The following is an 8,972-nucleotide window of genomic DNA, read 5'->3' on the forward strand; positions in this document are numbered from 1 at the left end:
GCCCTCGATCACGCCGGCGACCCTCCGCCCGCACCGTCAGCGCGGTCGTCGCTGTGTTCCTGACCTCGGTAGTGACGAGCGAAGGGTCCGACATGGTTACGACAGCATCCGGATCGTCGTCGGCTGGATGTAGTTCGGCTGATCGAACACTGCGCCCGACTGATACGTCGGGAGGATGTTGTCGATCACCGGGAAAGCGTCGAAGCGCTCGATGAGTTCCTTCTCGGCTTCCTGCCAGATTTCACACGCCTCATCGGGGCTCGCGCCCCGTGCCCGCTCCACGAGGGCTTCGTACTCCGGGTTGTCGACGAAGATGAAGTTCAGTCCACCGTCGTCAGGCGTCTCGCCGGCGAAGAAGGTCGACAGCACGTTCGGGCTGCCAGGGGCGATCTGAACCCAGCCGGTGTCCCAGTCGAACGTCGTGTACAGCTGATCCGACCACGCGGCCGCGTCGTTTGCGGAGAGCTCGGTCGTCACTCCGAGCTCATTCCACGTCTGCTGGACCAGCTCCGCAGCCGGCGCGTGTGTCGCCGTGGCCGCGTTGTAGACGAACTTGATGGTGAGAGGTTCGCCGTCCTTGACGCGCTTGCCGTCGGCCCCGAGCGTCCAGCCCGCCTCGTCCAGTAGCTCCGCCGCACGGTCGAGGTCGGTGTCAGGCAGCGTCCAATTCGGCTGCTCCTCGACACACAGCAGTGGGGTCTTCGTCACGAGCGAGACAGCCGGCATGCCCGTCCCGTCGGCGACGACCGAGCCGACCTCGTCACGGTCGATGGCCGTGGCAAGCGCCTCGCGCACGAGCGGATCGCTGAACGGACGCCCTTCACGCTCGTTGAAGAGCATCTCGCCGACCGAGTTGCGCGTCCCGGTGTAGGTGAGGCCTTCGGCATCGAGGCGCGATCTGTCGGCACCGGCGATGCTTGAAGCGTTCAGTTCACCCGACAGCAGCAGATTGGCGGCGGTGCTTTCATCACTCATCACGCGCAGCTCGATCGTATCCGGCAGTCCGACGGTGTCGCTCGTGACCTCCTCCGGCCCCCAGGTGTAGTCGTCACGCTTGGTCAGTGTGTAGGTGTCACCCGGCGTCACCTCGGTGAGGTCGAACAGACCGGTGCTGTTGGTGGTGTCGGAGAGGATCGACGGGTCGGCGAGGCCGGCGTCGCACACCATCCTGATGGTGCCGACGCTGATCGCGAGGAAGGGGTCGTTCTCGGTGCTGGTGACCGTCAGGGTGTTGCCTTCCGCAGTCGCCGACACGTTCTCGTCGATGACCGAACCGTACGAGAACGTCGCGTTCTCCGGGTCGGCGTTGTAGTTCAGGTTGTCCGCAGCCGTCTGCGCGGTGAACGGTGTGCCGTCCGTGCAGGTGATGCCCTCTTTGAGGGTGAAGGTCGCCTCGGTACCGTTCTCTTCCCAATCCTCGGCGAGCCACGGCAGGTACTCGCCGTCCGGCGTGACGTAGATGAGCGACTCGTAGGAGAGACTCACGAGGTCCCACGTGTCGAGCTGGACTGCCTTGAACGGGTTCAGATCGCCTGGATCGTTCCTGGCGGACTTGACGAACGTTCCGCCGGAGACGTATTCGGCCTCTGCTGAGGCCGGCGCGTCCGTGGAACCCGAGCATGACGCTAGTGTCATCGCGAGAACGACAAGTCCGGCCGTGGCCGGAATCGCAATACAGCGTTTCATTGCATTCTCCTCCTTCGGGTGTTGGGGCGGTGCGCCGTTCAGTGGCGCGGCGACGCGACCGCGCCGAGGTGCGTCAAAGGACCGGCGGCCTTGACCGAGACGTTCACAGCGGGGCGAGCCGTGTACGAGACGGGCGTCTCGAGCACTTCCACGACACAGACCTGGAGCGGGTCGGCGCCGGCTTGGATGGCCTTGGCGATCGCAGCTTGCGACGCCGCATCGATCGCGGTCTCGCGGTCCTCGAGATCCGCCATCTGGTCGGCGCGCCCTCCCGCGAGAGAGATCGCCGCCCCAACCGCGTTCGCGACATCGCCATAATCGGGGCGGAGCACCTTTCCGGCGCTCGCCAGATCGTCGGGCACGAGGAATCCACCGCCACCGACGACGACCAGGGGTAGATCGAGCCGGCCGAGCGACAGCCGTTCGACCGCTTCCTCCAACCGAGCGGTCATGATCTCGAGAGCTCCGCTCAGTGCCATACGCGTCGCGTTTGAGAGACGAGGAAGCGTGCGGCCGGTGACGGAGGAACCCGCCAGGGCCGCGGCATCCGTCAGCGTCGGTGTCGAGCCACCGAACAGCAGAGCCTCTCGGTCGATGCGATAGGCGACCGAGTCCGGACCAACGCTGCCGGACGAGACGTCGACGACGGTGCCGCCGCCGATGCCGACGCTGAAGATGTCCGGCATGCGGAAGTTCGTCTGCACACCACCGATCTCACGGGGCAAGGTCGATTCGCGCGGGAAGCCGTTGACAAGCACACCGAGGTCGCTCGTGGTGCCGCCGACATCGACGACGATCGCGTGCTCGGTGTCCGAGAGGTATGCCGCACCGCGGATCGAGTTGGCCGGGCCCGAACCGATCGTCAGCACTGGGAACCGCACCGCGTAGTCAAGCGACATCAAGGTTCCGTCGTTCTGGGAGAAGAAGGTGACGGCGTCCAGGCCCTGTTCCTCGACGACGGTGAGCAGCGCGCGCGTCACGTCGTGAGCGACGCGGTGCAGGGCAGCGTTGAGGACCGAGGCGTTCTCACGTTCCAGCAAACCGGTCGGTCCGATGTCCTGGCTGAGGAACACGCGGGCATCGTGACCGAGGTGATCGCGGATGAGCTCCTCGACCGCGAGCTCCTGCTCGGGATACGACGGACTGAAGATCCCGCACACGGCGACGGCGTCGAAGCCTCCATCGAGTGAGTCGAGGAAACGAAGAATGCCATCACGGTCCAGCGGTGCGATCGGCGTGCCGTCCACCATGTGGCCACCCCCGAGCATCACCGAGCCGGCGAGGACGCCGGCGGACAGATCCGCTGGCCATCCGGTCAGAGGCGGCCATTCAGTCGCCGCCGGCGCGCCCAGGCGGATCACCGCCACGCGGGCGAGACTGCGCCGGGAGACGATCGCGTTCGTGGCGTGCGTCGTCCCGAGCATGACGCGAGATACCTGGGAACGGCGATCGCCAATGTCGGCGAGGACGCGGGTTATCCCGGCGCGAATGCCGCCGATGACATCCTCCGTCGTAGCCTGCTTGGTGCTCGCGATGACGGTGCCGGAGCGATCGAGCACGACCGCATCGGTGTTGGTGCCGCCGACGTCGACGCCGATCGAAAGGTCTTTCTCGAAGCTCATCGGCTGCTCTTCCGCTCGAAGGGGACGTAGGGCAGGTCGTAGCCGAAGGCGCGGGGCCCGGCCAGCTGCAGGCCGCGTTCGGTGCGCCACAGCGGATCGCAAGCCCAAGCGAGAACCGACACGCGCTGCCCGAACCGCAGCATCTCGGTGGAGATCGCGTGGCCGGTCTCGGCGTCGACGATCGTGACGAGATCTGGGACAGTGACGAGCACCTCGCCATCTTCGAGAACGACCAGATTCTCGTTCTGCAGTTCGATCCGCTGCAGCCGGCCACGATCGTCGCCGGTACCGGCGATCGTCACCGAGCCACGGACGAAACCGCCTTCGGTGCGGCGGGCGACGTCGGTGATCTTCCCTGTGACAAGCACCGAGGCCCCGAGCTCATCGGCCATTGCGCTGACCGGGTCGGGCGAAGACAGCAGCGCGTGACCGACGCGGGTGGCACGGCTGACGGTTCCCGGGATCACCGCCCCCGGAGCGGTCTCGGCGGTGAGCAGATAATGTGCGCCGAGACAGATTCCGCCGGACGCGACCGCGCCGGCACGTGCGTGACGCTCCAGCCAGGCGAGATCGATCGTCTTGCGGATGGTGACGTTGCCGACTACATCGCACTGGATAGAGAAGTCACACGGGACGCCGGCGACGTTCGGCGAGATCATCGTAGCCTCCGGGAACGCCCGGCCCATGCCGTCGGCGTCCAGGATCTTCACCCCGAGCCGTGCCGCCCAGCCGATCGGCGAGACACCGTTGCTGCCGCCGATCTCCGCGGGCATCAGCGCCGTGATCCGGCGGCCGGCCACCTGCTCCGACTCTCGGAGCAGCGTCTCCGCCTGCGCGGACGACGAGAGCATCTCGATGCCCACGGTGGGCGCACCGATACCCGACATCATGATCACGGCGTCGTCCTCGGTCAGCTCGTCGACGCCGATGAGCTCCACCGGCCCGTGCTGAAGCAGCGCCCGCTCGACGATCCTCTGCGCGGTGTACACCGCACCGCCGCCACCGGTGCCGAAGATCGCGGCTCCGGCGGCGAGCGCCGGAACGTCATCGGCGACGACGCGCGACAGTGTCTGCTGGACGGGGGGTGAAGCGGGGAGCGGGGCTGTGGCCATGAACCGACAGTAGGAACATAGTCCCGAACCCACAATGTGCCACTATCCCAGAGAAATCTCTTAGATTGTGATGGTGACCCAGTTCACCGTGGCACATCTACTGCAGCGGGCCGATCGCCTCGGGATGCGTCTTGTCGCCGGCCCTGTGGACGCTGCGATCGCGCGCGTCGAGGTCGTCGAACTTCCTGACCTGCGCGATGCCACCTACGGGACGCTGGTGATCGTCCCGGGTGATGCTGCGCCTGCCCCCTACCTCGTCGATGTGGCGCTGCGCCAGGCGAGTGCGCTCGGCCTAGCGGGAGTCGTTTTCTCCAGCGGATTCACTCTCACCGAGACGGCGGGTGCCCTCGCCGAACGCGGACGTGTTCCGGTGCTCGTGTCCGAGGGGATTCGCGCCACCGATCTCGCTGTCGCCATCGATCGAGTCATCAGCGGAGGCGCCGCCGAGACGATGACACGAGCGTCCTACGCGATCGAGCAGGCCTCAGCCATCGCTGCTGATCCAGCACGCTCCGCCGACGACATGCTTGCCGCGGCCGGTGCGGCACTAGGCATCTCCTTGACGATGCAGGAGGACCCGAATGCCGCATGGACAGACCGCGCCGCGGTCTTCATCGGCGAAGTGCCGATCGGTCGTGTCGTCGCCGAGGTGACCGACCCCGCGGCGTCCTTCGCGGTTCCGATCGTCGCCTCGCTGATCTCTCGCTCGCTGCATCGTCAGATACGCGAGCGCTTCGCACCCAACCAGTCGCGCGCCGATTTGATCGTCGAGCTCGTCCTGGCCGAGGCCGCACGTGTCGACGCATTCATCGCGCCGGCCGCACGTCTGGGTCTGCCGCTGCACCTGACGCACGCGGCGGCGTGGCTGCGCCCCCGACAACGCTTCGACCCGAACCAACGGCCTCCGCACGCCGTGGCCCCGGCAGTCGAACTGTTCGCCCTCCAGCTCGTCGAGGAGCATCCCGAGCTCTGGCACATCGCCTACATCCAGGACGACGCTCTCATCGTGAGCACTCAGGACCACGGTGCCGGCGATCATCAACGTCGACTGCGTGAGGTCGCGACGCGCATCCAGGACTACGCGCAGACACTAGCGGGCGACGAGTGGACGTACACCCTCGGTCTCGGCACACCGCAGCCAAGCGCAGCAGGGCTGCGTCAGTCAGCGGCCGAGGCTCGAGTCGCCGCCGATTCGGCGATCGCCGCAGGACGCCTGGGCGGCGTCGAGGTCACGGATGTCACAGGACTGAGGCGGGTGCTTCTGGATTTCTATGCGTCGCCGATCAGCCGGAATCTGCTCCAGGACGTGCTGCAACCATTGGATGCGCTGGGCCCCGAACGCGCGACCACCGCCGTGCGAACGCTCGTCGCCTACCTCAGCAACCGCAATTCGCTCACGCATGCCGGGCGCGAACTCACCCTGCACCCGAACGCCGTCGGCTACCGCATGAAACGGATCAGAGAACTGCTCGATGTGGATCTCAACGACCCGGACACCCGGTTCGCCGTCGAGCTGGCCTGCCGGGTGCGGCTGCTGGGCGGGGCGGGCACGTGAGTGGCACGCAGTGACATCACAGATCGCGCCAGGTCCAACGCCCGCCGACCAACGTCCCGGACACGGGGAGCTCACGCAGCTGTTCCGCAGTCGCGGCGCGGGGATCGACGTCCAGGATCGCCAGGTCGGCAATGTCTCCGGCCGTCACGGTGGTGCGACCGCGCATGCTCGCGGCGAGCGCGACGTCGAGCGGGACACGCTGGTCCGGATGCCACGGCTCCCGGCCCTCACGGCTGCGCGTCGTCGCAGCCGCGATCGCGTGCCACGGGTCAAGGGGCGCCACGGGGGCGTCGGACCCGAGACGCAGAGTCGCCCCGCCGGCATAGAGGGAGGCGAACGCAAAGGCCCGATCGGTGCGACCGGCCCAGTGCCGATCGGCGACGTCGCGGTCGTCCATCGCATGCTCGGGCTGCACGCTGGCGACGAGCCCGAGGGCGCCGAAGCGGGAGAAGTCCTTCTCGCTCACCAGCTGCGCATGCTCGATCGTGCCGGCGATCCCGTGCTCCTCGAAGATGTCGATCACCTCCGTGTTGGCACGGTCGCCGATCGCGTGCACGGCCGGAGCGATGCCGTTCGGCACGGCGCGTGAGAGCAGCCGACGAAGCTCGTCGGGCGGCACGGTGGCGATGCCGCACGGATGCGGATCCTGCGCGCCCACGCCGGGATAGGGGTCCCAGCACCACGCGGTGCGCGTGTTGAGCGAACCGTCGACGACGACCTTGAGACGTCCCATCGTCACGAGCCCCCGCGATTCGAGCGGATCTCCGGTGCGGTGGCCGGCCGCGATCGTGCCGTCGAGGTACTCCGGCCAGATGGATGCTTCGATCCGCAGCTGATCGATGCCCGAAGCGATACGCTCCTGCCATTGCGTGAGGTTGTCGGCGTGCTCGAACTCGACGATGCCGACCACGCCGCGACGTGCGGCCGCCTCTGCCGCCTCCCGGAACTTCGCCGAGGTCGGCGACGACGCGTCGCGAAGATGTGCGGGGCTGTTGAGCCACGGCCCCTCCCGCACGAGACCGGACTCGTCGAGTTCGAGCCCCAGGCGTACCGCGGCGGCGGAGTTCATCCAGGCGCAGTGCAGGTCACCGCTGATGAGGATGACCGGGGTGCCGCCGGTGATCGCATCGAGTGCGTCCCGGCTCGGCGCGTCCGGCCAGGTGCCGTCGCGGAAGCCATAGCCCGTCGCCGAGACGCCGGGTTCTCGGTCCTGCTCGCTGAGCACCTCGCGGACGCGGTTCAGGGCGTCGGCGGCGCTGCGCGTGTCGGAGAGATCGAAGCGGGAACGCCGGATCGTCCACTGGGTGAAGTGCACGTGCTCGTCCCAGAGCCCAGGGGCGAGCACGCGGCCGTCAAGATCGACGAACTCTTCCACCGCATCGCGCAATGTCCCCTCTGGTGCGATCTGCGTGATCCGATCGCCGACGATCCGCACATCGCGGGCCTCCTCCTCACCGAGCAATCGTGCGTTGCGCAACAGCAGCGACGTCATCCGAGAACACCCCTTACTCCGGCCGACAGCATGTTCACTCTATGGAGGCTCACAGCCAGGTCACCTCCGCAGTCGCCAGCACGGCCTCCGCCTCATCGAGTGCCGTGATCCGCGTACGGTCTCCGGTCGTACGTCCGGCGAACCGCACCGGCCGGTCGACAAGCACCGGAGCCACGGCTCTGACGGCCAAGCTCGCGGGCACCCGATCCGGGACATGTCGCCGCGCGGCATCCATCAGGAGGATCCGGATGAGCGGTCCGTGCATGAGGAGATCGGGCAGGTTCTCGACCTCACGCGCCCAGGCGCGGTCGTAGTGGATGAGGTGTGTGTTGAAGGTGAGCGCCGAGAAGCGGAACAGCTGGCGGGCATCCCAGGCGGCTTCCTCGACCCATTCGGCAGCGGATGTTGCACCGGGATCCATGCGCGGTGCTCGAACCGGGGCATTCGGGTCGGCGGCCTCGAGGAAGACATCGTGCCAGACGCTGCGGATCGCGGGCTCCCCCTCAACGGCGTACTCCCGCACGATGTCGACGAACACCAGGCGACCGCTCGACCCGGTCTTCTCGGTGACCTCCCCGAGCGTGGTCGTCTGCTGCACGTTGTCACCGATGGTGAGCGGGCGGTGGAAAGTCGTCTCCTCCCCCGCATACATGCGTCGGGGAAGGTCGAGCTCGGGCAGCACACCGTCGCGGGCAGGTGTCCCGTCGGGTCGCAGGTCGGCGAAGGGCACGGCAAAGGGGAAGTACACACCCTCCCACGCCGGAGGCAGAGCGTCGCCGTTCCGGATCGGCGCATCATCCGGTGCGAAGGTGCCGCGGTACGCCTCGGCCGTCGTCGCGGCGATCAGCTCCGCCCGCACGACACTCACGGCAGCACCCCGGCTTCCCGCAGCTGGGCGATGCGCGTCGCATCGTAACCGGCGAAGGCCGTAAGCACCCGGTCGGCATGCTCGGCCATGCGGTTGGCCGTGCGCGCAGGCGTCGCAGGAGTCGCGCTCAACTTGATCGGCTGGCCGAACATGCGAAGGGTACCGAGCTCACCGTAGCTGGCGGAGACGATCATGTCGCGTTCGGCCGTCTCCGGGTCGTCGACCACCTCGCCGATCGTCTTGACCGCGGTGAGCGGGACGACATCACCCGCGAGCTCCTCCAGCTCCGCTTTCGTGCGATCCGCGAGCCATGCCGCGACGACGGGCTTCACGCGCCGCTCGTAAACATCAGGATCGAGTCGCTTGCGCATCGTGTCGATCTCTGGGTCGTCCGCGAGCTCGGGTGTGCCGAATAGCACGCAGCTCGCGCGCCAGAGCTTGTCGGTGTAGGCGCCGAAGAACACCTGCCCGTCGGCGCAGTCGAACAGCTCATATGGGCGCACCCAGGCGTGCTCGTTGCCGGCCGGAGCGGCGACCCTCCCGGTGACCGTGTAGTCGACGACCGCGGTCTCGGTGAGCGCGAGGATGCTGTCGACCTGCGCGACATCGACCAGCTGTCCCTCGCCGGTGCTCTCCG

Annotated in this window: 7 protein-coding genes; 1 reads left to right on the forward strand and 6 read right to left on the reverse strand. The window is 67.5% G+C overall.

Translation table 11 applies throughout. From position 1 onward, the window contains the following. Window positions 1-96: 96 nt before the first annotated feature. The 3 genes from ELR45_RS01590 to ELR45_RS01600 all read right to left on the reverse strand — a co-directional run bounded on the left by ELR45_RS01590 (window position 97) and on the right by ELR45_RS01600 (window position 4,420). On the reverse strand, window positions 97-1,635 hold the full coding sequence (locus ELR45_RS01590) for an ABC transporter substrate-binding protein (RefSeq protein WP_205855680.1): 1,539 nt from the start codon (window positions 1,633-1,635) through the stop codon (window positions 97-99). A gap of 89 nt (window positions 1,636-1,724) precedes the next feature. Continuing rightward, a complete protein-coding gene (locus ELR45_RS01595) occupies window positions 1,725-3,308 on the reverse strand; it encodes a hydantoinase/oxoprolinase N-terminal domain-containing protein (RefSeq protein ID WP_129662880.1) in 1,584 nt (527 codons plus the stop codon). Next, on the reverse strand, window positions 3,305-4,420 hold the full coding sequence (locus tag ELR45_RS01600) for a DUF917 domain-containing protein (protein WP_129662882.1): 1,116 nt from the start codon (window positions 4,418-4,420) through the stop codon (window positions 3,305-3,307). Before ELR45_RS01600 ends, ELR45_RS01595 begins: the two co-directional genes overlap by 4 nt. A 73-nt stretch (window positions 4,421-4,493) precedes the next feature. Between ELR45_RS01600 and ELR45_RS01605 the strand changes: the two genes are divergently transcribed. Beyond that, window positions 4,494-5,975, forward strand: a complete 1,482-nt coding sequence (locus tag ELR45_RS01605; RefSeq protein ID WP_205855681.1) for a PucR family transcriptional regulator — start codon at window positions 4,494-4,496, stop codon at window positions 5,973-5,975. Window positions 5,976-5,991: 16 nt separating this feature from the next. Here the strand turns inward: ELR45_RS01605 and ELR45_RS01610 are convergent, their stop codons facing one another. The 3 genes from ELR45_RS01610 to ELR45_RS36435 all read right to left on the reverse strand — a co-directional run. Further along, window positions 5,992-7,467, reverse strand: a complete 1,476-nt coding sequence (locus tag ELR45_RS01610) for an amidohydrolase (RefSeq protein ID WP_129662885.1) — start codon at window positions 7,465-7,467, stop codon at window positions 5,992-5,994. A 49-nt stretch (window positions 7,468-7,516) separates the two neighbouring features. Next, on the reverse strand, window positions 7,517-8,335 hold the full coding sequence (locus ELR45_RS01615) for an FAS1-like dehydratase domain-containing protein (RefSeq protein ID WP_129662887.1): 819 nt from the start codon (window positions 8,333-8,335) through the stop codon (window positions 7,517-7,519). After that, window positions 8,332-8,972 (reverse strand): CoA transferase (locus ELR45_RS36435; RefSeq protein WP_205855682.1); only part of this gene is annotated, 641 nt, incomplete at its 5' end. The genes ELR45_RS36435 and ELR45_RS01615, both read right to left, overlap by 4 nt.

Origin of the sequence: Phytoactinopolyspora endophytica (assembly GCF_004138495.1) — a bacterium.
Lineage (GTDB): Bacteria > Actinomycetota > Actinomycetes > Jiangellales > Jiangellaceae > Phytoactinopolyspora > Phytoactinopolyspora endophytica.